This is a genomic window from Enterobacter cloacae complex sp. 2024EL-00227, assembly GCF_043945315.1.
Classification (GTDB): domain Bacteria; phylum Pseudomonadota; class Gammaproteobacteria; order Enterobacterales; family Enterobacteriaceae; genus Enterobacter; species Enterobacter roggenkampii.
In genome coordinates this window covers 298,413-320,807 of the sequence record NZ_JBIMQP010000003.1, presented here as the reverse complement: position 1 = coordinate 320,807, position 22,395 = coordinate 298,413, and the positions used below count along the sequence as shown (strand labels likewise).

Below are 22,395 nucleotides of genomic sequence, written 5' to 3'. Positions count from 1 at the left end.
TTAGAAAATGCGTTCCTGATGCACCCACACGGCGGCTTCAACGCGAGATTTTAACTTCATTTTCTTCAGCATATGCTTCACGTGCACTTTGACCGTGCTTTCGGTGATGTCCAGGCGGCGAGCGATCATCTTGTTCGGCAGGCCCTGGGCAATGAGCTTGAGAATGTCGCGCTCGCGCGGCGTGAGCTGGCTGACGTCACGGTCAGAGGTGGCGCGGTTGGCGCGCAGGCTGGCGGCCAGCACCGGCGTTAAGGCTTCGCTCAATACCATCTCGCCCGCCGCCGCCTGCTGCAGCGCCTTAAGCAGATCTTCCGGCTCCATGTCTTTCAGCAGATAGCCATCCGCCCCGCGCTTCAGCGCCGTGACCACATCCTCTTCATGGTTCGACACGCTAAAGACGACGATGCGTCCGGAAAGCGATTTTTCCCGCAGCTTGTCGAGGGTCTCCAGTCCGTTCATGCCCGGCATATTCAGATCGAGCAGGATCAGATCGGGATCGAGGGATTCGGCAAGCTCAATGCCCTGTTCGCCGTTGCTGGCTTCGCCCACCACGGTGATATCGGGCGCCATGCTGACCAGCTGTTTCACGCCAGTACGCAGCATCGGATGGTCGTCGATCAACAGGATGGATGCCGGTTCCTGATTAGTCATGGGTATCTCCTTGAGCAGTTGTAAGCGGTTTCTCGGGAATAAAGGTGACGACAACTTCCGTGCCGCCCGTCTCTCTCCGGCGAACCTGGCAATCACCGCGCAGGCTTTGGGCGCGGTCTCGCATAATGATTAAACCATAGTGGTTAGTGCGTTCGGCATTTTCCGGCACGCCGCGGCCGTTATCGTGAACCGTCAGTTTCACCTGATTGTCGTGCTGGCTGACGGTGACCGTGACCGCCGTTGCTTCAGCGTGTTTAAGCACGTTGCTCAGCGCTTCGCGGGCGATCTGCAGTAAATGTATGGCCTGATGGGAGGGGACAAAGCGCGGCGGCAGCTGGTAATCCAGCTTCACCGGGAACCCCAGCCGGGCGCTAAATTCGTGACAGCTGGATTCCAGCGCCGGGCGCAGGCCCGGCTCGGTCAGCTGCAGACGGAAGGTGGTCAGCAGCTCGCGCAGCTGCACCCAGGAGGTGTTCAGCTCGTTGCGGATCTGGCTGAGCAGCTGCTTGTTGCTGTCGGGCATCTCCGCATCCTGCATCTGCAGGCAGCTCACCTGCATTTTCATACAGGAAAGCGACTGGGCGATGGAGTCGTGCAGCTCGCGGGCGATGGTCGCGCGCTCTTCCATGACGATCAGCTGCTGCTGTTTTTCCTGATGCCTGTCGAGCGCCAGCGTGGCCGTCAGCTGTTCAACCAGCGTATCTACCAGCTGCTGCTGGTCGTGGCTCAGGTGGCGTCCGGTTGGCAGGGTGGCCAGCAGAATGCCGTACTGAGTGTGGCTGTCCGTCAGGCGCCACTTCAGGGTCGTGCCGCCGGAGGTCAGCGGCGGCAGACCGCGAGGGCAAAGATGGCAGCCTTTGTCATCGCAGGACATATCGGACTGACAGGTAAATTCCTGGTGGTTCTCTTCGTCTTCCACATCGTAGACCCGCAGCTCCAGATCGCGCAGCAGGGTCAGCTTTTGCAGGCCATTCAGCACCGGTGAGAGACGTTCACATAGCGGCACCTGCATGTGCAAGCGACGGTTGGCCTGCCACAGGAAGGAGAGGATCTCGTTTTTCTGCTCCAGTCCCGCCGTTTTTTCCTGAACGCGCTGTTCCAGTACCGCGTAGCTCTCGGAGAGCTCTGCTGACATGGTGTTGAGCGCCTGGCCAAGCATGGCCATCTCGTTGCGCCCGCTGATGTGCGTGCGCTGGGTAAAATCGCGTGCGGTGACCGCGCGGGCCATCGCCAGCAGCTGTTTCCAGGGATTCAGCAGACGCGCGCGGAGCCAGACGATGGTGAAGATCAGCAGCAGCCCCATAAACAGCGCCATGGCCCGGTGCACCATCACCACCCGGTCGATGCGTAATTCGGTCGTCTGGTCGAACGCGGAGACCAGCGCGTCAATGCGGGAGACAAACCCCGCCACGTCCTGGGCAACGGCTTCTGTACTGCGTGCCTGTTTCAGGCCCGGCTGCAGCTGGGTGTGCCAGTACCCCTGAAGGGCTTTCAACTGGGATTGCTGACCGGCACGGATGGCGGCATTTTCCAGCTCGGGGCTGAACGCCGTGCGCTCCATTTCATCGATTAAAGGCCGATCGTCCTGCGTCAGCGGAACCGCCGCCAGCAGACGGTAACTCTGCATGCGTAGCGAGCCTGCCTCGTTGATGGCATGCGCATTACCCTGTACCCCTTGTACCAGCCAGCCGGAGATCGCCATGCCGGTCACGCCGATGGCGGTGGACAGCAAAACAATCAGGGCGAGCTGATTCACGAGCGTTAGCGGAGATAAGCATCTTTTTAACATAGAGTGGGCGTGCTCCTGACGTGGCCTGCTTGCAGGAATGGCGCTATTCTGGTGCATACCCTGGAGTATACCCATACCAATAAAGGATTACCCCTAAATTGCCAACGGAGTAGGGGGGAAGAGGTGGGCGCTGCAGGGAACCGTCAGTGCCGTGAAAAACCACGTCTTTTTTACCGAATTAGCCTACTCATTAAGGGTGAGGCCTTATTTTACGCCGCAAATCCTCCCACTTTTCCTTTGATTTATATCAACTTACCGCCGCCCTAAAACCCTAATGTTTGCAGCATCATTCGAGAATCAGAGGTGTCTATGAGTCACTCATCCGCTCCCGAAAGGGAAAATGGTGCCGTTATTACAGACTGGCGTCCAGAGGATCCGGCGTTCTGGCAACAGCGCGGCCATCGTGTAGCAAGCCGGAATCTGTGGATTTCCGTGCCGTGCTTGTTGTTAGCGTTTTGCGTGTGGATGTTGTTTAGCGCGGTGGCGGTAAACCTGCCCAAAGTCGGGTTTACGTTCACAACCGATCAGCTGTTTATGCTGACCGCGCTGCCGTCGCTGTCAGGCGCGCTGCTGCGCGTCCCTTACGCGTTTATGGTGCCGGTCTTCGGCGGCCGTCGCTGGACGGCGTTCAGTACGGGCATCATGATCGTCCCTTGCGTGTGGCTCGGCTTCGCGGTGCAGGATACCTCCACGCCGTTCAGCGTGTTCGTGATTATCTCCCTGCTGTGCGGCTTTGCCGGGGCGAACTTCGCCTCCAGCATGGCGAACATCAGCTTCTTCTTCCCGAAAGCAAAGCAGGGCGGCGCGCTGGGGATTAACGGCGGTCTGGGCAATATGGGCGTGAGCGTGATGCAGCTGATCGCTCCCCTGGCGATCTCGGTCTCCATTTTTGCAGCCTTTGGCGGCGGTGGCGTTGAGCAGGCGGATGGTTCTTCCCTCTATCTGCAAAACGCAGCCTGGATCTGGGTGCCGTTCCTCGTGGTCTTCACCCTTGCAGCCTGGTTCTTTATGAATGACCTGTCCGCGTCGAAGGCGTCGCTGAGCGAACAGCTGCCGGTGCTGAAGCGTGGACACCTCTGGGTGATGGCGCTGCTGTATCTGGCGACCTTCGGTTCGTTTATCGGCTTCTCGGCGGGCTTCGCGATGCTGTCGAAAACGCAGTTCCCGGACGTGCAGATCCTGCAATTCGCCTTCTTCGGTCCTTTCATTGGCGCACTGGCGCGTTCGCTGGGGGGCATGATCTCCGACCGTCTGGGCGGGACCCGCGTGACGCTGGTTAACTTCGTCGTGATGGCAGTCTTCTGTGCGCTGCTGTTCCTGACGCTGCCTGCTGACGGACAGGGCGGGAGCTTCATCGCCTTCTTCGGCGTGTTTATGGTGCTGTTCCTGACGGCCGGGCTGGGGAGTGCGTCTACCTTCCAGATGATCTCCGTGATCTTCCGCAAGCTGACGATGGACCGCGTGAAGGCGCAGGGCGGAAGCGAAGAGCAGGCGATGCGTGAAGCGGCAACGGATACGGCTGCAGCCCTGGGCTTTATCTCTGCGATTGGCGCAATTAGTGGCTTCTTTATTCCGAAAGCGTTCGGCATCTCGCTGGATCTGACCGGCTCTCCGGCGGGTGCAATGAAGGTCTTCCTCATCTTCTATATCGCCTGCGTTGTGATTACGTGGCTGGTATATGGCCGTAATACCAAAAAAAATAAGTAAGTGTGATTATCCGTTTACGCGGCCTTCGAGCCGCGTTTTTTTTGGGGCCGAAATAGTTACAACATACTGAAAGCCCAGCTGAGGAACTCCGCAGGCAACACTGTGATCGCCATCGCTTTCCAGGGCGCTCTACCCCTTAATACCTGAGATGTTAAATTTTGCCTGGTCTTTTGTAGGATGAAATTGAAATGACTTTATATTTCATATAGATATGAAATTTATAAAGATACCGCTTTGGTGGTATTCGGTGTAATCCCTCGCCTGAAAGTCCCTCGTCGTCTTGATCGTTATCAATTCTCCCTCTCTTTCAGGGCGTTACCTTCGCTGCAAATCAGCAATGTCGATTTAGAGAGCCACAGGCTCCATACAGGAGATACCCGATGAGCAAGTTTTTGGACCGGTTTCGCTACTTCAAGCAGAAGGGCGAAACGTTTGCCGATGGGCACGGCCAGGTTCTGGATACCAACCGGGACTGGGAAGACGGTTACCGCCAGCGCTGGCAGCATGATAAAGTCGTCCGTTCTACCCACGGCGTAAACTGCACTGGCTCATGTAGCTGGAAGATTTTCGTTAAAAACGGTCTGGTGACCTGGGAAATGCAGCAGACCGACTACCCGCGTACCCGTCCGGATATGCCGAACCATGAACCGCGCGGCTGCCCGCGTGGCGCCAGCTACTCCTGGTATCTCTATAGCGCCAACCGTCTCAAATACCCGCTGATGCGTAAACGCCTGATGAAAATGTGGCGTGAAGCGAAAGTGCAGCACAGCGATCCGGTTGATGCGTGGGCATCCATCATCGAGGACGCCGACAAAGCGAAAAGCTTCAAACAGGCGCGCGGTCGCGGTGGTTTCGTTCGCTCTTCCTGGAAAGAGGTGAACGAGCTGATTGCGGCCTCCAACGTCTACACCGTGAAAACCTACGGTCCTGACCGCGTGGCAGGCTTCTCGCCAATCCCGGCGATGTCGATGGTCTCTTACGCTTCCGGCGCGCGCTATCTCTCCTTAATCGGCGGTACCTGCCTGAGCTTCTACGACTGGTACTGCGACCTGCCGCCGGCGTCTCCACAGACCTGGGGCGAACAGACCGACGTACCGGAGTCCGCCGACTGGTACAACTCCAGCTACATCATCGCCTGGGGCTCAAACGTGCCGCAGACCCGTACGCCGGACGCGCACTTCTTTACCGAGGTGCGTTACAAAGGCACCAAAACCGTTGCGGTGACCCCGGACTACGCCGAAATCGCCAAGCTGTGCGACCTGTGGCTGGCACCGAAACAGGGGACCGATGCCGCGATGGCGATGGCGATGGGCCACGTCATGCTGCGCGAGTTCCACCTGGATAAACCAAGCCAGTACTTCACCGACTACGTCCGTCGCTACACCGACATGCCGATGCTTGTGATGCTCGAAGAGCGTGACGGCTACTACGCAGCAGGCCGTACGCTGCGCGCCGCCGATCTGGTGGACGCGCTGGGCCAGGAAAATAACCCAGAGTGGAAAACTGTTGCCTATAACAGCAACGGCGAGCTGGTGGCGCCAAACGGCTCTATCGGCTTCCGCTGGGGCGAGAAGGGCAAGTGGAACCTTGAGCAGCGTAACGGCACGACCGGTGAAGAGACGGAACTGCGTCTGAGCATGCTGGGTAGCCAGGACGAGATCGCTGATGTGGGCTTCCCGTACTTTGGCGGCGAAGGTTCCGAGCACTTCAACAAGGTTGAGCTGAAAAACGTTCTGATGCACAAGCTGCCGGTGAAACGCCTGCAGCTGGCCGACGGGACTACCGCGCTGGTCACCACCGTCTATGACCTGACCATGGCGAACTACGGCCTGGAACGCGGTCTGGGCGATGAAAACTGCGCAACCGGCTATGACGACGTGAAGGCTTATACCCCGGCATGGGCGGAGCAGATCACCGGCGTTCCACGCGCGCAGATCGTGCGTATCGCCCGCGAGTTTGCGGAAAACGCCGACAAGACCCACGGTCGCTCGATGATCATCGTCGGTGCGGGTCTTAACCACTGGTATCACCTCGATATGAACTACCGCGGTCTGATCAACATGCTGATCTTCTGCGGCTGCGTCGGCCAGAGCGGCGGCGGCTGGGCGCACTACGTGGGTCAGGAAAAACTGCGTCCGCAGACCGGCTGGCAGCCGCTGGCGTTTGCCCTTGACTGGCAGCGTCCGGCACGCCACATGAACAGCACCTCCTACTTCTATAACCACTCCAGCCAGTGGCGCTACGAGACGGTCACCGCGCAGGAGCTGCTGTCGCCGATGGCGGATAAATCCCGCTACAGCGGCCATCTGATTGACTTCAACGTCCGCGCCGAGCGTATGGGCTGGCTGCCGTCGGCGCCGCAGCTGGGCACGAACCCGCTGCGCATTGCGGAAGCGGCGAAGAAAGCGGGCATGTCACCGGTGGATTACACCGTGCAATCCCTGAAGGATGGCTCAATCCGCTTTGCGGCAGAACAGCCGGAAAACGGTAAAAACCACCCGCGCAACCTGTTCATCTGGCGCTCCAACCTGCTGGGCTCGTCCGGTAAAGGCCACGAGTACATGCTGAAGTACCTGCTCGGTACCGAAAACGGTATCCAGGGGAAAGATCTCGGCAAGCAGGGCGGCGTGAAGCCGGAAGAGGTGGAGTGGAAAGACAACGGTCTCGACGGCAAGCTGGATCTGGTGGTGACCCTCGACTTCCGTCTGTCCAGCACCTGCCTTTACTCCGACATCGTGCTGCCTACCGCCACCTGGTACGAAAAAGACGACATGAATACCTCGGATATGCATCCGTTTATTCATCCGCTGTCTGCGGCCGTTGACCCGGCCTGGGAATCGAAAAGCGACTGGGAAATCTACAAAGACATCGCGAAGACCTTCTCCGAAGTCTGCGTTGGTCACCTGGGCAAAGAGACCGACGTGGTAACGCTGCCAATTCAGCACGACTCCGCTGCCGAACTGGCGCAGCCGCTTGACGTGAAGGACTGGAAAAAAGGCGAATGCGACCTGATTCCGGGCGTGACCGCGCCTCACATCATTCCGGTTGAACGTGATTACCCGGCAACCTACGAGCGCTTTACCTCCATCGGCCCGCTGATGGAGAAAATCGGTAACGGCGGCAAAGGCATCGCCTGGAACACCCAGAGCGAAATGGACCTGCTGCGCAAGCTCAACTACACCAAAGCGGACGGCCCGGCGAAAGGCCAGCCCATGCTGAACACGGCGATTGATGCGGCAGAGATGATCCTGACCCTGGCCCCGGAAACCAACGGCCACGTCGCGGTGAAGGCCTGGGCGGCGCTGAGCGCGTTCACCGGTCGCGACCATACGCATCTGGCGACGAATAAAGAGGAAGAGAAAATCCGCTTCCGCGATATTCAGGCCCAGCCGCGCAAGATTATCTCCAGCCCGACCTGGTCAGGTCTGGAAGACGAGCATGTGTCCTATAACGCGGGCTACACCAACGTTCACGAGCTGATCCCATGGCGCACCCTGTCCGGCCGCCAGTCGCTGTATCAGGATCACCAGTGGATGCGCGACTTCGGTGAAAGCCTGCTGGTGTACCGTCCGCCTATCGACACCCGCTCCGTGAAAGCGGTGATGGGCGCAAAATCCAACGGTAACCCGGAGAAGGCGCTGAACTTCCTGACGCCGCACCAGAAGTGGGGTATCCACTCCACCTACAGCGACAACCTGCTGATGCTGACCCTGTCGCGCGGCGGTCCGATTGTCTGGATGAGCGAAACGGATGCGAAAGATCTGGGTATTGAAGATAACGACTGGATCGAAGTGTTCAACAGCAACGGTGCCCTGACGGCGCGTGCGGTGGTGAGCCAGCGCGTACCGGCCGGGATGACCATGATGTACCACGCGCAGGAACGTATCGTGAACCTGCCCGGTTCAGAGATCACCGAGCAGCGCGGCGGGATCCACAACTCCGTGACCCGCATTACGCCGAAGCCGACCCACATGATCGGTGGCTATGCGCAGCTGGCCTACGGCTTTAACTACTACGGCACCGTAGGATCGAACCGCGATGAGTTCGTGGTGGTACGTAAGATGAAGAATATTAACTGGTTAGACGGCGAAGGTAATGACCAGGTACAGGAGAGCGTAAAATGAAAATTCGTTCACAAGTCGGCATGGTGCTGAATCTGGATAAATGCATCGGCTGCCATACCTGCTCGGTCACCTGTAAAAACGTCTGGACCAGCCGCGAAGGTATGGAATACGCCTGGTTCAACAACGTGGAAAGCAAGCCGGGCACCGGCTTCCCGACCGACTGGGAAAACCAGGAGAAGTGGAAGGGCGGCTGGATCCGCAAAATCAACGGCAAGCTGCAGCCGCGCATGGGTAACCGCGCTTGGCTTCTGGGAAAAATCTTTGCTAACCCGCACCTGCCGGGCATCGAGGATTACTACGAGCCGTTTGACTACGACTACCAGAACCTGCACAACGCGCCGGAAGGTAAACACCAGCCGATCGCCCGTCCCCGCTCGCTGATCACCGGTCAGCGCATGGACAAAATTACCAGCGGTCCAAACTGGGAGGAGATTCTGGGCGGCGAGTTCGAAAAACGCGCCAAAGACCAGAACTTCGAGAACATGCAGAAGGCGATGTACGGCCAGTTCGAAAACACCTTCATGATGTATCTGCCGCGCCTGTGCGAGCACTGCCTTAACCCGGCGTGCGTGGCGACCTGCCCGAGCGGCGCCATCTACAAGCGTGAAGAAGACGGCATCGTGCTGATCGACCAGGACAAGTGCCGCGGCTGGCGCATGTGCATCACCGGCTGCCCGTACAAAAAGATCTACTTCAACTGGAAGAGCGGCAAGTCCGAGAAGTGCATCTTCTGCTACCCGCGTATCGAAGCCGGTATGCCGACCGTCTGTTCCGAAAGCTGCGTAGGCCGTATTCGCTACCTCGGCGTGCTGCTGTACGACGCGGACGCGATTGAAAACGCCGCGAGCACCGAGAACGAGAAGGATCTGTATCAGCGTCAGCTGGATGTCTTCCTCGACCCGAACGATCCGAAAGTGATTGAGCAGGCGCTGAAGGACGGCATTCCGCAGAGCGTAATCGACGCCGCGCAGCAGTCTCCGGTGTACAAAATGGCGATGGACTGGAAGCTGGCCCTGCCGCTGCATCCGGAATACCGCACGCTGCCGATGGTCTGGTACGTGCCGCCGCTGTCGCCGATTCAGTCTGCCGCTGACGCGGGTGAGCTGGGCAGCAACGGCATTCTGCCGGACGTGGAGAGCCTGCGTATTCCGGTTCAGTACCTGGCCAACCTGCTGACCGCAGGGGATACCCAGCCGGTACTGCTGGCGCTGAAGCGTATGCTGGCGATGCGCCACTTCAAGCGTGCCGAAACCGTGGACGGCGTAACCGACACCCGCGCGCTGGAAGAGGTCGGTCTGACCGAAGCGCAGGCGCAGGAAATGTACCGCTATCTGGCGATTGCCAACTACGAAGACCGTTTCGTGGTGCCGAGCAGCCACCGTGAGCTGGCCCGCGAGGCCTTCCCGGAGAAAAACGGCTGTGGCTTTACCTTTGGCGACGGCTGCCACGGGTCAGACAGCAAATTCAACCTGTTCAACAGCCGTCGCATCGACGCCATGGATGTGACCAGTAAAACGGAGCCGCACTCATGATTGAACTCGTCATTGTTTCGCGTCTGCTCGAGTACCCGGATGCTGCGCTGGCGCAGCATCAACAGGAGCTCTTTGATGCGCTTGCGGCATCTGAAAACCTGGATAAAGAAGATGCCCAGAAGCTGGGCGTTTTCCTCCGTGACCTGCTGGCGCGCGATCTTCTTGATGCGCAGGCGGACTACAGTCAGCTGTTTGATCGGGGGCGTGCGACCTCGCTGCTGCTGTTCGAACACGTTCACGGTGAATCCCGCGACCGCGGTCAGGCGATGGTTGACCTGATGGCACAGTACGAGCAGCACGGCCTGCAGCTCGACAGCCGCGAGCTGCCGGATCACCTGCCGCTCTATCTGGAATATCTGGCGCAGCTGCCAAAAGAAGAGGCGCTGGGCGGTCTGCAGGACATCGCGCCGATCCTGGCGCTGCTCGGCGCGCGTCTTCAGCAGCGTGAGAGCCGCTACGCGGTGCTGTTCGATCTGCTGGTGAAGCTCGCCAACGCCTCTGTCGATAGTGAAAAAGTGGCGGAGAAAATCGCCGATGAGGCCCGTGACGATACGCCACAGGCGCTGGATGCGGTCTGGGAAGAAGAGCAGGTCAAATTCTTTGCTGACCAGAACTGCGGCGAGTCTGAAATCGCTGCTCACCAGCGCCGTTTTGCCGGCGCGGTTGCCCCGCAATATTTGAATATCTCTAACGGAGGACGGCACTAATGCACTTCCTGAATATGTTCTTCTTTGACATTTACCCGTATATCGCGGGCACCGTGTTCCTGGTGGGAAGCTGGCTGCGTTACGATTATGGCCAGTACACCTGGCGTGCCGCCTCCAGCCAGATGCTGGACCGCAAGGGGATGCACGTGGCGTCTAACCTGTTCCACATCGGGATTCTGGGCATTTTTGCCGGTCACTTCCTCGGGATGCTGACGCCGCACTGGATGTATGAAGCGTGGCTGCCGATTGAGGTGAAGCAGAAGATGGCGATGATCGCGGGCGGTGCCTGCGGCGTGATGACCCTTGTTGGCGGCCTGCTGCTGCTCAAGCGTCGTCTGTTCAGCCCGCGCGTGCGTGCCACCACAACCGCAGCGGATATCCTGATCCTCTCCCTGTTGATGGTACAGTGCGCGCTGGGTCTGCTGACCATTCCGTTCTCGGCGCAGCATATGGACGGAAGCGAAATGATGAAGCTGGTCGGCTGGGCGCAGTCCGTGGTGACCTTCCACGGCGGAGCATCTGAGCACCTGGACGGCGTGGCGTTTATCTTCCGCGTTCACCTGGTGCTGGGGATGACGCTGTTTGTGCTGTTCCCGTTCTCCCGCCTGGTCCACATCTGGAGCGCGCCGGTGGAGTACCTGACGCGCAAATACCAGATTGTACGCGCCCGTCGCTAATTCGCCGTTTTGATACTAACCCCGCGCTCGCGGGGTTTTTTTTCGCCCCAGCCCAGGTTGTTGCCCGCGGCAGCAAACAGGATCAGCGCGCCGCCCGCCAGCTGCGTCAGGTTAAGCGCGTGTCCGAACACCAGATTATCGACAACAATTGCTACCACCGGATAGATAAACGACAGGGAGCCGGTGATGGGCGTAGGCAGCTTCTGAATTGCGCTGTAGAGCAGCTGGTACATAATGCCGGTATGGACAATGCCGAGCGTCAGCAGCATCGGCCAGGGGAAATCACCGGAAAATGACGGCAGTCTGGCAAACGGCAAAAGCATCACGACGCCGGTCAGCACCTGGATAAAGGCAATATGCTGCGGTGCGATTGTTTTCAGTTTGCGCGCAATGATTGCCGTCAGCGCGTAGAAGAAGGCCGCGGCCATGGCCAAACCTATTCCGGTGAGCCATTCGCTGCCATGCGCGCCGGTCAGCTCGCTGGAGAGCAGGATCACCACGCCGCCAAAGGCGAGGAATAGCCAGCCCCATTTCACCAGGCTGACGCGTTCGCCCAGAAACATCCCCATCAAGACCAGCATAAAAGGCTGGGTGTTATAGACCACGGTTGAAAGACCAATTGAGATACGCTCATAGGCCGCGAAGAGCAGCAGCCAGTTCACCACGAGCGCCACGCCGCCAAGAATAGCCAGCAGCAGCGTGGTGCGGGTGAGGGGGCTGAAGGGCTTTTGACTTGCCCGGATAAAAATAAATAGCGCCATAGCCCCGATAAGACAGCGCCAGAACACCACTTCCGTCACCGGCAGACCGGAGAGCAAAACAAACGCGCCGATAGAGCCGGAAATTAACATCGCGAGGCTCATTTGCCACACGCCTTTATGGAAATCACGCATCATCCACCTCCTGATTAATGACGCTATTGTCGAAAATCGCTGTCGGGTTTTACAGGGGTGAGATAAGGTTGAAAAGGTAAATGACTTTTTAAAATTAGGTGAAATGAATGGAATGCCTTATCGATGATATCGACCGACAAATTTTAGCCTGCCTGGTTGAGGATGCGCGCATGTCGTTGAAGGTGCTCAGCGGCCGCATCGGTCTGACGTCCCCCAGTACGGCAGAGCGCCTGAAGCGGCTGGAAGAGCGCGGTGTGATTCAGGGGTATGGTGCGCGGGTGAATCTGGCGGCGCTGGGGTATACGCTGCAGGCGCTGGTGCGCGTACGGCCGTTGCCAGGGCTGTTGCATAAGGTGGATAAGTATATTCAGGCGATGCCGGAGTGTATTGAGAGCGACAAAGTCACCGGGGAGGACTGCTTCGTCATCAGGCTGGTGGTGCGGTCAATCGAACAGCTTGATGCGCTGCTGGACGGCCTGGCGGAACATGCCCAGTGTAATACGTCGATTGTGAAGAGTTCGCCGGTCAGGCGTCGTTTGCCTCCGATGTAGGTTTCTGTCGCCGGGTGGCGGCTGCGCCTTACCCGGCCTACAAGGGCGGACTCGGTTTTTTTATGTTGGGGAAGTGATGGTGGTGGGGGAAGGATGACCCGGCGCGTTGTGCCTCGCCCTTCGGGTCGTTGCCTTCGGCAACGCTTTCTCGCTGCGCTCGAATCGAACCTTAGTTGAAGCTTCTCTTCCTTCCCCGTTACGGAAATGCATGATGCCCGGTGCGAACAGAAGATTTGGAGTTATTTGAAAATGATGGTGGTGGGGGAAGGATTCGAACCTTCGAAGTCGATGACGGCAGATTTACAGTCTGCTCCCTTTGGCCGCTCGGGAACCCCACCAGGGGTAATTCAAATTTTGAGGTCGTGCTGAGAGATGGTGGTGGGGGAAGGATTCGAACCTTCGAAGTCGATGACGGCAGATTTACAGTCTGCTCCCTTTGGCCGCTCGGGAACCCCACCACGGGGTAATGCTTTTTACTGGCCTGCTTCCTGTTGGAAGCGGGGCGCATCATATCAAATGAGACGCCCCTGTAAAGCTTTCCTTTAGGGAAATGAAGTTGTTTGCCTGCTTTTTATCCGTAAAGGCGCAAAGCTAATCAATTCATTTTCCGAAAGATTAAAGAATGATAGTTCTGTTGCCGTAAACGAAGACACGCTGGGCCAGTACCTGATACAGCGCGCGGCTTAACACATTCTTCTCAACGTCACGCCCTGCACGCATCATGTCCTCAGCGGTGTAAGTGTGATCCACATGAATCACGTCCTGCATGATGATGGGACCTTCGTCCAGGTTGTCATTCACGTAATGGGCTGTCGCGCCGATGATCTTCACGCCGCGCTCGTAGGCCTGGTGGTATGGACGCGCACCAATAAAGGCTGGCAGGAACGAGTGGTGGATGTTGATGATCTTGTTCGGGAAACGCGCCACGAAAGACGGCGTTAACACGCGCATGTATTTCGCCAGCACCACGTAGTCCGGGTTATGCGCTTCAATGGCCTGCGCCATCAGGTCGTCGTGTTCTTCACGCGTATGGCCTTCATGGCTAACCAGCTCGAACGGAATATCAAAGCGCTCGACCAGCGAGCGCAACGTCTCATGGTTGCCAATAACTGCCGCAATTTCGACATCCAGACCGCCGTAGTTGGCTTTCATCAGCAGGTCGCCCAGGCAATGTGCTTCTTTAGTCACCAGGATCACGATGCGGCGTCGGCCCGCAGGGGTCAGCTCGCGCACGGAGCCTTCCGGAAGCGCGCTGTCCAGATCGGCCAGCAGCGTGGTGTCGTTGAAAATACCTTCCAGTTCGGTACGCATGAAGAAGCGGCCGGTACGGTGGTCAACGAACTCGTTGTTCTGCACGATATTCAGTTCATGTTTGTAGCAAATGTTGGTAATTCGTGCGATCAGCCCTTTTTGATCGGGACAGATGGTGCGCAGAACTTTACGTTGTAATGATTGCATCGCCGGGAAATCCTGTTTGTATTTGCGAAGTCTGGGTTGTCAGGCATTACTGCCCGCAACACTTTTTAAATTTTTTACCTGAACCACACGGACAGGGATCGTTACGACCAAACTGTGGACGCGTTCCGTCAATATAATACCATTGCCCGCGTTCCTTTAAGAACCGGGAACGCTCGATAATGGCGCCAGGCTTAGCGTTCTCGGTAAAACGGGCAACAAAGCTGACGTAACCTTCATCTTCATGACTGCCTGGACAGGATTCATAGACGGTGAGGCCGAGCCACTGCGTGTTCGCAAACCCGGCTTCGATGTCCTGTTTGAAATCGGCTGCGTGGCAGGATGGATGCCAGGTTTTAATCAGGTAGTCTGCGTCTTTGATCACAAAAGCAGTGTACCGTGAACGCATAAGGTGTGACGGGTCTGGTGCAACCTGATCGCCAGAAAGATATCGCTGGCAACATAGGCTATACTCCAGAGCGCTACCACAAGGGCAGAGTTGAGACACGATTCTCTTCCTGGAACAAAAAATAAAGGCGTAAAACGCTTCGGGTAGCACTATGTTAACTGAGGCGTTGCGTTGATGCCATGTCAGGAATCCAGGGGACGTAAAACAGGACTAATGAGAAAGGTTAAAATTGGGCTGGCGCTGGGTTCAGGTGCCGCCCGGGGATGGTCACACATCGGCGTGATTAATGCCTTAAATCAGATGGGCATTACTGTCGATATTGTTGCAGGGTGCTCAATCGGATCGCTTGTCGGCTCCGCTTACGCGTGCGGAAAGCTACCGGAGCTCGAGACGTGGGTGCGCTCCTTCAGCTACTGGGACGTGCTGCGTCTGATGGACCTCTCCTGGCAGCGTGGTGGACTGCTGCGCGGCGAACGCGTCTTTAACCAGTTCCGCCAGGTTATGCCCCTCGAAGACTTCACTGATTGTCAGATGCCTTTCGGCGCCGTCGCGACGAACCTCAGTACAGGTCGCGAACTCTGGCTAACCGAAGGGGATATCCATCTTGCCGTGCGTGCCTCCTGCAGTATGCCGGGACTCATGGCGCCTGTCCCACACAACGGTTACTGGCTTGTCGATGGTGGCGTCGTTAACCCGGTTCCCATCTCTCTGACGCGTGCAATGGGCGCTGACATCGTGATTGCCGTCGACCTGCAGCACGACGCCCACCTGATGCAACAGGATCTCATGCCGGTCAACCTCCAGAGCGAAGATGCTGAGGGCGAGAAACTGGCCTGGCACGAGCGCCTGCGCGGAAGAATCGGGCGTATGACCGCACGTCGTTCGGTTGCTGCGCCGACGGCGATAGAAATCATGACCACGTCAATTCAGGTACTCGAGAATCGCCTTAAACGTAACCGTATGGCAGGCGATCCTCCGGATATTCTTATTCAGCCGTACTGTCCGCAAATCTCTACTCTTGATTTCCATCGGGCTGAGGCCGCCATCGCAGCGGGCTCGTTAGCCGTCGAAAAGAAAATGGACGAATTGTTGCCTTTTGTGCAAACCGCACGTTAAGCACCTTTTTTTGACTACTTCAGCAAAATCTGACAGGCGATAGTGCCGATCGCATGCCACTATTTAGTTACTGTCAGCCAGGGGAGGAACCATGACGCAGCCATTGGCCGGAAAACACATTTTGATTGTTGAAGACGAGCCCGTTTTCCGATCGCTACTGGATTCGTGGTTATCCTCGCTGGGCGCAATGACGTCACTGGCTGAAGATGGCATCGACGCCCTGGAAAAAATGATCAGCATTACGCCCGATTTGATGATTTGCGACATTGCGATGCCGCGCATGAATGGACTGAAACTGGTTGAGCATCTGCGTAACGAAGGCAATCAGACGCCGATTCTGGTGATCTCTGCCACCGAAAACATGGCGGATATCGCAAAAGCATTACGTCTTGGGGTACAGGATATTCTGCTTAAACCGGTTAAAGATTTGAACCGGCTGCGAGAAACGGTCTTAGCGTGCCTTTATCCGAATATGTTTAATTCCCGGGTAGAGGAAGAGGAGCGTCTTTTCCAGGACTGGGACGCTCTGGTGAGTAATCCGCCTGCTGCGGCGAAACTGTTGCAAGAACTCCAGCCGCCCGTCCAGCAAACTATTTCCCACTGTCGCGTAAATTATCGGCAGCTGGTGGCCGCTGACCAGCCAGGGCTGGTGCTGGATATTGCGCCACTGTCTGACTCTGACCTTGCGTTTTATTCCCTGGATGTCACCCGGGCGGGGGATAACGGTGTATTAGCGGCGTTGCTTCTTCGTGCGCTATTTAATGGTTTGTTGCAGGAACAGTTATCCCATCAGGGACAACGGTTGCCGGAGTTAGGCAGTTTACTCAAACAGGTAAACCAGCTTTTTCGTCAGGCCAATTTGCCTGGACAGTTTCCGCTATTGGTCGGCTATTACCACAGCGGTTTAAAAAATCTGATCCTCGTTTCAGCCGGTCTCAATGCATCACTGAATACCGGTGAACACCATATTCAGGTGAGTAACGGTGTACCGCTTGGGACGTTGGGAACGGCGTATCTTAATCAAATTAGCCACCGCTGTTCCTCCTGGCAGTGCCAAATTTGGGGCGCCGGGGGGCGGCTACGCTTAATGTTGTCCACGGAATAAGCAATTGGATCGTCATTTTAAGATTGCTTTACCTGTGTTTTGCGGGGAGTGCTACTATCGCTGCCCGGTTTCATGCGTATTTATCCTAATTGATCGGCAACGCGTTCTTTTCAGACCCGGACTGCGGGGCGAGACTGATATACTCAACGCGTTATTTATTGCATAAAAGTTCAAAACTTGAACAGCTCAGGAGAATTTGAATGGCTGCCCTAAATTCGAAAGTCAGAAAGGCCGTTATCCCGGTAGCGGGATTGGGGACCAGGATGTTACCAGCAACCAAGGCGATTCCTAAAGAGATGCTGCCTCTGGTTGATAAGCCATTAATCCAGTATGTCGTGAATGAATGTATCGCAGCCGGCATTACTGAAATTGTGCTGGTTACGCATTCATCTAAAAACTCTATCGAAAACCATTTCGATACAAGCTTTGAACTTGAAGCCATGCTGGAAAAGCGCGTTAAGCGTCAGCTGTTAGAAGAAGTTCAGTCTATTTGCCCTCCACACGTCACCATTATGCAGGTTCGTCAGGGGCTGGCTAAAGGTCTGGGCCACGCTGTTATGTGCGCACACCCAGTCGTGGGTGATGAGCCTGTAGCGGTAATTCTGCCTGACGTTATTCTGGACGAATACGAATCCGATCTTTCTCAGGATAACCTGGCTGAAATGATCAAGCGTTTCGACGAAACCGGCAGCAGCCAGATTATGGTTGAGCCTGTTGAAGACGTAACGGCATACGGTGTGGTTGACTGCAAAGGCGTTAACCTTGAGCCGGGTGAGAGTGTGCCAATGGTTGGCGTCGTAGAGAAGCCTAAAGCCGACGTAGCGCCTTCAAACCTTGCTGTTGTAGGTCGCTATGTCCTGAGTGCTGAGATCTGGCCTCTGCTGGCGAAAACGCCTCCAGGAGCGGGTGATGAGATCCAGCTGACGGATGCCATCGATATGCTGATCGAGAAAGAGACCGTTGAGGCCTACCATATGAAAGGTAAGAGCCATGACTGCGGTAATAAGCTCGGTTATATGCAGGCGTTTGTTGAATATGGTATCCGCCACAATACCCTCGGCGAAGAATTTAAAACCTGGCTCAAAGAGAGCGTAGGTATTAAGAAATAAGCCACCGCTGCTAATGTTCAAACCGGTGAGGCGTTGCCCACCGGTTTTTTTATGCCCGCAACACTCCCGAAAACCTGTCTTAAAGTACAGTCGATGAAATTGCTAAATAATGCTTTATGACAGAGTGTAAGAGGATGTTTGCGGCAAATTTAGGTTAAAAAAAATCCCGCAATAAGCGGGATTTTTCTGAATAAGGCTCGATTAATCCTTGATCAGGAAGTCGTCCAGCTGTTTACCTTGCTCATCCATCGCTTTCTTGATAACAGCAGGAGTACGACCCTGGCCAGTCCAGGTTTTAGTTTCGCCGTTCTCATCAACGTAGCTATATTTAGCAGGACGGGCAGCACGCTTTGCTTTAGTACCGGTTTTAGCGGCAGCCATGCTGTTCAGCAATTCATTTGGATCGATACCATCAGCAATCAGCATTTCACGATATTGCTGCAGTTTACGAGTACGTTCTTCGATTTCAGCCGCAGCAGCGCTTTCTTCTTCGCGACGTTCATTAACTACAACTTCTAATTTTTCCAGCATTTCTTCAAGCGTTTCGAGGGTGCATTCTCTTGCCTGCGCACGAAGAGTACGGATGTTGTTCAGAATTTTAAGTGCTTCGCTCATTGTAGTAATCTCAAACTTATAATGGGGGGTGGTTTGTTGACCTAATAATAGAGCCATAAATTCAGTTGTGCAATAGCCAGGAATGTAAGGAATTCAAAAAATACTAAATATTGCCGCTATTATTAATTACGCTAACTTAAATTCCGCCAACCAGCAGTCTCGGTTGTTATCATCTGAGCATGCTAAAACAGGCCGCCTGCATCTTTTTTTTGTGACATTTCCCGCAGGAATTATAGTTGCGGCGGAGAAATATCAGCCTTTTGTATTAGTTCTCACCCCTGGTGTTAAGCCTGAAATAGTTAATAAATAGTGAATCTTAAACAACACGGATTCCACTATAAAAAGAAGTGTTATGTTTGGTTGAACTTATAACCTCGTCGTCTGGCTGAATGCGTTTACTTCATGTTTTAACGGGTTATTTTGTTAAACAGACGGTACTGAACGGCGTACTGAACTGCATCCTCTGTGCGTTGCATCGCTGATGACCAGACAAAATATGGTACAATGACTCATCGGGAATATTACACATTGATTAGGGTTTTACGGCCAATGGCACAACTTTATTTCTACTATTCGGCAATGAATGCCGGGAAATCCACCGCGCTGCTGCAATCCTCATACAATTACCAGGAGCGAGGGATGCGTACCGTTGTTTATACGGCGGAAATTGACGATCGCTTTGGCGCGGGTAAGGTGAGCTCCAGAATAGGGCTCTCGTCGCCTGCAAGGCTGTTTAACCCGAAAACCGATCTGTTTGAAGACATTCGTGCAGAACATGCTGCGCAGCCCATTCATTGTGTCCTGGTCGATGAAAGCCAGTTTCTGACGCGTGAACAGGTCCATGCCCTGTCAGAGGTAGTCGATGAGCTTGATATCCCCGTGCTGTGTTATGGCCTGCGCACGGATTTCCGCGGCGAGCTTTTTGAAGGGAGCCAGTATTTGCTCGCCTGGTCGGATAAACTTGTCGAACTGAAAACGATCTGCTTCTGCGGTCGTAAAGCGAGCATGGTGCTTCGTCTCGACCAGGCCGGGAAACCTTATGCAGATGGCGAGCAGGTGGTGATAGGCGGTAATGAACGCTATGTTTCGGTCTGCCGTAAGCATTATAAAGAAGCGCTGTCTGTAGGCTCGCTGACGGCGATTCAGCACGACAACAGAAAATAACGTCTGGCTTATTATTCACACATAAAAAAACCCGCCATAAAGGCGGGTTTTTCATCTGCTGATGTCAATTAAGCGCTTTTCTTCGCTTTCTTGTCAGCTTTGATGACAGAGGCTTCTGTTTTCACAGCGGCAACGTCACCTTCTTTGAACTCACGACCGTAGTAGGTATCCAGCAGAATCTGTTTCAGCTCGGAGATCAGTGGGTAGCGCGGGTTAGCACCAGTACACTGGTCATCGAATGCATCTTCAGACAGCTTATCTACGTGAGCAAGGAAGTCAGCTTCCTGTACGCCCGCTTCACGGATTGACTTAGGAATACCCAGTTCAGCTTTCAGGCTTTCCAGCCATGCCAGCAGTTTCTCAATCTTGGCAGCAGTGCGGTCGCCCGGTGCGCTCAGACCAAGGTGGTCAGCGATTTCAGCATAGCGACGACGTGCTTGTGGGCGGTCGTACTGGCTGAAAGCAGTCTGCTTGGTTGGGTTGTCGTTAGCGTTATAACGGATAACGTTGCTGATCAGCAGGGCGTTCGCCAGACCGTGAGGAATGTGGAACTGTGAGCCCAGTTTGTGCGCCATTGAGTGGCAAACACCCAGGAAGGCGTTGGCAAACGCGATACCGGCGATGGTTGCGGCACTGTGGACACGTTCACGTGCTACAGGGTTTTTAGACCCTTCGTTGTAGGACGCTGGCAGGTTTTCTTTCAGCAGTTTCAGAGCCTGCAGAGCCTGACCGTCAGAGAACTCAGATGCCAGTACAGAAACGTAAGCTTCCAGGGCGTGAGTTACCGCATCCAGACCACCGAACGCACACAGTGACTTCGGCATCTCCATAACCAGGTTCGCATCAACGATAGCCATGTCTGGCGTCAGCGCATAGTCAGCCAGTGGGTATTTCTGACCGGTTGCATCGTCTGTTACTACCGCGAATGGCGTGACTTCTGAACCGGTACCGGAAGTGGTGGTGACCGCGATCATTTTCGCTTTTACGCCCATTTTCGGGAACTTGTAGATACGTTTACGGATATCCATAAAGCGCAGCGCCAGTTCTTCGAAGTGAGTTTCTGGATGCTCGTACATCACCCACATGATTTTCGCGGCGTCCATTGGGGAACCACCACCCAGTGCGATAATCACATCTGGTTTGAAGGAGTTAGCCAGTTCAGCACCTTTACGTACCACGCTCAGGGTTGGGTCAGCTTCAACTTCGAAGAACACTTCAGTTTCGACGCCAGCCGCTTTCAGCACAGAGGTGATCTGGTCAGCGTAGCCGTTGTTGAACAGGAAACGGTCAGTCACGATGAGCGCACGTTTGTGGCCATCAGTAATCACTTCATCCAGCGCGATTGGCAGAGAGCCACGGCGGAAGTAGATAGATTTCGGAAGTTTGTGCCACAACATGTTTTCAGCTCGCTTAGCAACGGTTTTCTTGTTGATCAGGTGTTTTGGACCAACGTTTTCAGAGATGGAGTTACCACCCCAGGAACCACAACCCAGAGTCAGGGAAGGTGCGAGTTTAAAGTTGTACAGGTCACCGATACCACCCTGAGAAGCAGGGGTGTTGATCAGGATACGTGCGGTTTTCATCATCTGACCGAAGTGAGCAACACGCTCTGGCTGGTTATCCTGGTCAGTGTACAGACAAGAGGTGTGACCGATACCGCCCATGGCAACCAGCTTCTCCGCTTTCTCTACCGCCTCTTCGAAATCTTTCGCACGGTACATGGCAAGCGTAGGAGACAGTTTTTCGTGTGCGAACGGCTCGCTTTCGTCAACAACTTTCACTTCACCGATCAGGATTTTGGTTGTTGCCGGAACGGTAAAGCCTGCGAGTTCAGCAATTTTGTAGGCTGGCTGACCCACGATAGCGGCGTTCAGCGCGCCATTTTTCAGGATGATGTCCTGAACCGCTTTCAGCTCTTTGCCCTGCAGCAGGTAGCCGCCGTGGCTGGCGAAACGTTCGCGAACCGCGTCATATACGGAATCCACAACTACAACAGACTGTTCAGATGCACAGATTACACCGTTATCGAAGGTTTTAGACATCAGTACAGACGCGACAGCACGTTTGATGTCAGCAGTTTCGTCGATAACAACAGGAGTGTTACCCGCGCCCACACCGATAGCCGGTTTACCGGAGCTGTATGCAGCTTTAACCATGCCAGGACCACCGGTCGCCAGAATCAGGTTAATGTCCGGGTGATGCATCAGCGCGTTGGACAGCTCAACAGAAGGTTGGTCGATCCAGCCAATCAGGTCTTTTGGTGCACCCGCAGCGATAGCAGCCTGCAGGACGATATCTGCAGCTTTGTTGGTCGCGTCTTTCGCACGTGGGTGTGGAGAGAAGATGATTGCGTTACGGGTCTTCAGGCTAATCAGTGATTTGAAGATAGCGGTAGACGTTGGGTTAGTGGTCGGAACGATACCGCAGATAATGCCGATAGGTTCAGCGATGGTGATAGTACCGAAGGTGTCGTCTTCTGACAGCACGCCACAGGTTTTCTCATCTTTATAGGCGTTGTAGATATACTCTGAAGCAAAGTGGTTTTTGATCACTTTATCTTCAACGATACCCATGCCGGATTCGGCAACGGCCATTTTAGCGAGAGGGATTCGAGCATCTGCAGCAGCCAGTGCGGCCGCGCGGAAGATTTTATCAACCTGTTCTTGGGTGAAATTGGCATATTCACGCTGGGCTTTTTTCACGCGCTCGACGAGGGCGTTCAGTTCAGCGATATTAGTAACAGCCATAATGCTCTCCTGATAATGTTTAAACTCTTTTAGTAAACCAGCGC

At 55.2% G+C, this 22,395-nt stretch carries 17 protein-coding genes, 2 tRNA genes and 1 other RNA gene; 10 read left to right on the top strand and 10 right to left on the bottom strand.

Features of this window, described 5'->3' with window-relative positions; translation table 11 throughout:
• Both narL and narX read right to left on the bottom strand, forming a co-directional pair.
• On the bottom strand, positions 1–651 hold the full coding sequence (narL, locus tag ACHH0Z_RS07240; RefSeq protein WP_008499531.1) for a two-component system response regulator NarL: 651 nt from the start codon (positions 649–651) through the stop codon (positions 1–3).
• On the bottom strand, positions 644–2,440 hold the full coding sequence (narX, locus tag ACHH0Z_RS07235) for a nitrate/nitrite two-component system sensor histidine kinase NarX (RefSeq protein WP_045334913.1): 1,797 nt from the start codon (positions 2,438–2,440) through the stop codon (positions 644–646). The genes narL and narX overlap by 8 nt, the downstream gene beginning before the upstream one ends.
• Before the next feature lie 309 nt (positions 2,441–2,749).
• On the opposite strand from narX, the gene ACHH0Z_RS07230 reads away from it, so the two are divergent.
• The 5 genes from ACHH0Z_RS07230 (at position 2,750) to narI (ending at position 11,187) form a co-directional block, all read left to right on the top strand.
• Positions 2,750–4,147 carry a NarK family nitrate/nitrite MFS transporter gene (locus ACHH0Z_RS07230; RefSeq protein ID WP_045410402.1) on the top strand — a complete coding sequence of 466 codons (1,398 nt, stop codon included), beginning with the start codon at positions 2,750–2,752 and terminating at the stop codon, positions 4,145–4,147.
• Between the two features lie 380 nt (positions 4,148–4,527).
• On the top strand, positions 4,528–8,271 hold the full coding sequence (locus ACHH0Z_RS07225) for a nitrate reductase subunit alpha (protein ID WP_045334908.1): 3,744 nt from the start codon (positions 4,528–4,530) through the stop codon (positions 8,269–8,271).
• Positions 8,268–9,803 (top strand): nitrate reductase subunit beta, encoded by a 1,536-nt coding sequence (gene narH, locus ACHH0Z_RS07220; RefSeq protein ID WP_021240341.1) that lies wholly within the window; start codon positions 8,268–8,270, stop codon positions 9,801–9,803. Before ACHH0Z_RS07225 ends, narH begins: the two co-directional genes overlap by 4 nt.
• On the top strand, positions 9,800–10,510 hold the full coding sequence (gene narJ / locus ACHH0Z_RS07215; RefSeq protein WP_008503001.1) for a nitrate reductase molybdenum cofactor assembly chaperone: 711 nt from the start codon (positions 9,800–9,802) through the stop codon (positions 10,508–10,510). The genes narH and narJ overlap by 4 nt, the downstream gene beginning before the upstream one ends.
• Complete coding sequence (gene narI / locus ACHH0Z_RS07210) at positions 10,510–11,187, top strand: respiratory nitrate reductase subunit gamma (RefSeq protein ID WP_021240339.1); 678 nt, start codon at positions 10,510–10,512, stop codon at positions 11,185–11,187. Before narJ ends, narI begins: the two co-directional genes overlap by 1 nt.
• On the opposite strand, the gene ACHH0Z_RS07205 is transcribed toward narI, so the two are convergent.
• Positions 11,184–12,080 carry a DMT family transporter gene (locus tag ACHH0Z_RS07205; RefSeq protein ID WP_032674975.1) on the bottom strand — a complete coding sequence of 299 codons (897 nt, stop codon included), beginning with the start codon at positions 12,078–12,080 and terminating at the stop codon, positions 11,184–11,186. The two genes, narI and ACHH0Z_RS07205, sit on opposite strands and share 4 nt — an antisense overlap.
• A 107-nt stretch (positions 12,081–12,187) precedes the next feature.
• Here ACHH0Z_RS07205 and ACHH0Z_RS07200 point away from each other — a divergent pair, with 107 nt between their 5' ends.
• A complete protein-coding gene (locus ACHH0Z_RS07200; RefSeq protein WP_021240337.1) occupies positions 12,188–12,631 on the top strand; it encodes an Lrp/AsnC family transcriptional regulator in 444 nt (147 codons plus the stop codon).
• Between the two features lie 77 nt (positions 12,632–12,708).
• On the opposite strand, the gene ACHH0Z_RS07195 is transcribed toward ACHH0Z_RS07200, so the two are convergent.
• From ACHH0Z_RS07195 to ACHH0Z_RS07175, 5 genes are all read right to left on the bottom strand, one after another.
• A non-coding RNA gene (locus ACHH0Z_RS07195) (RtT sRNA) lies at positions 12,709–12,839 on the bottom strand.
• A 45-nt stretch (positions 12,840–12,884) separates the two neighbouring features.
• Positions 12,885–12,969, bottom strand: a tRNA-Tyr gene (locus ACHH0Z_RS07190).
• Positions 12,970–13,004: 35 nt separating this feature from the next.
• Positions 13,005–13,089: transfer RNA gene (locus tag ACHH0Z_RS07185), tRNA-Tyr, on the bottom strand.
• A gap of 157 nt (positions 13,090–13,246) precedes the next feature.
• Positions 13,247–14,089, bottom strand: coding sequence for a formyltetrahydrofolate deformylase (purU, locus tag ACHH0Z_RS07180; RefSeq protein WP_021240336.1), 843 nt, complete (start codon positions 14,087–14,089; stop codon positions 13,247–13,249).
• 46 nt (positions 14,090–14,135) lie between these two features.
• The gene (locus tag ACHH0Z_RS07175; protein WP_032652249.1) at positions 14,136–14,594 is read right to left on the bottom strand and encodes a YchJ family protein; all 459 of its coding nucleotides are present in this window, start codon (positions 14,592–14,594) and stop codon (positions 14,136–14,138) included.
• A 114-nt stretch (positions 14,595–14,708) separates the two neighbouring features.
• Here ACHH0Z_RS07175 and rssA point away from each other — a divergent pair, with 114 nt between their 5' ends.
• The 3 genes from rssA (at position 14,709) to galU (ending at position 17,825) form a co-directional block, all read left to right on the top strand.
• The gene (gene rssA, locus ACHH0Z_RS07170) at positions 14,709–15,611 is read left to right on the top strand and encodes a patatin-like phospholipase RssA (protein ID WP_021240334.1); all 903 of its coding nucleotides are present in this window, start codon (positions 14,709–14,711) and stop codon (positions 15,609–15,611) included.
• 91 nt (positions 15,612–15,702) lie between these two features.
• Complete coding sequence (gene rssB, locus ACHH0Z_RS07165; RefSeq protein WP_021240333.1) at positions 15,703–16,716, top strand: two-component system response regulator RssB; 1,014 nt, start codon at positions 15,703–15,705, stop codon at positions 16,714–16,716.
• A gap of 200 nt (positions 16,717–16,916) precedes the next feature.
• Complete coding sequence (galU, locus tag ACHH0Z_RS07160) at positions 16,917–17,825, top strand: UTP--glucose-1-phosphate uridylyltransferase GalU (protein ID WP_008502780.1); 909 nt, start codon at positions 16,917–16,919, stop codon at positions 17,823–17,825.
• A 201-nt stretch (positions 17,826–18,026) separates the two neighbouring features.
• Here the strand turns inward: galU and hns are convergent, their stop codons facing one another.
• Complete coding sequence (hns, locus tag ACHH0Z_RS07155; protein WP_008502781.1) at positions 18,027–18,440, bottom strand: histone-like nucleoid-structuring protein H-NS; 414 nt, start codon at positions 18,438–18,440, stop codon at positions 18,027–18,029.
• 549 nt (positions 18,441–18,989) lie between these two features.
• Between hns and tdk the strand changes: the two genes are divergently transcribed.
• Positions 18,990–19,604, top strand: a complete 615-nt coding sequence (gene tdk / locus ACHH0Z_RS07150) for a thymidine kinase (protein WP_008502782.1) — start codon at positions 18,990–18,992, stop codon at positions 19,602–19,604.
• 68 nt (positions 19,605–19,672) lie between these two features.
• Here tdk and adhE read toward each other — a convergent pair whose 3' ends face one another.
• Positions 19,673–22,351, bottom strand: coding sequence for a bifunctional acetaldehyde-CoA/alcohol dehydrogenase (gene adhE / locus ACHH0Z_RS07145; RefSeq protein ID WP_008502783.1), 2,679 nt, complete (start codon positions 22,349–22,351; stop codon positions 19,673–19,675).
• Between the last annotated feature and the right edge of the window lie 44 nt (positions 22,352–22,395).